Annotated in this window: 1 protein-coding gene; it reads right to left on the reverse strand. The window is 43.2% G+C overall.

Annotated elements, in window-relative coordinates; all coding sequences use genetic code 11:
• Positions 1-17: 17 nt before the first annotated feature.
• On the reverse strand, positions 18-234 hold a 217-nt coding region (locus LJE08_RS14515), incomplete at its 5' end, for a hypothetical protein (protein WP_227403652.1).

A 234-nucleotide genomic window follows, 5' to 3' on the forward strand; every position in this document is an offset into this window, starting at 1 on the left:
ACCACGACTGCTTTTTTTTACTGTGTGTCTTTAATCGCGTCAATCAACTGTAAAATCGCATAGGCTGCTTTATCAGCCTGCTGTGGATCCATCGATTTTAGCTGGTAGATTAACTGATTAACTGAAAGAGAGGTTTCGCGGTCACGCTGACTGTCCTCGACCAATTGTACAGTTGAGATTTGCATGGCGTGGGCAATCTTGTTAAGCGTTTTGATGCTGACGTTTTGATCACTT

The sequence above is a fragment of the Holdemanella sp. DFI.5.55 genome, from assembly GCF_020593575.1.
GTDB lineage: Bacteria > Bacillota_I > Bacilli_A > Erysipelotrichales > Erysipelotrichaceae > Holdemanella > Holdemanella hominis.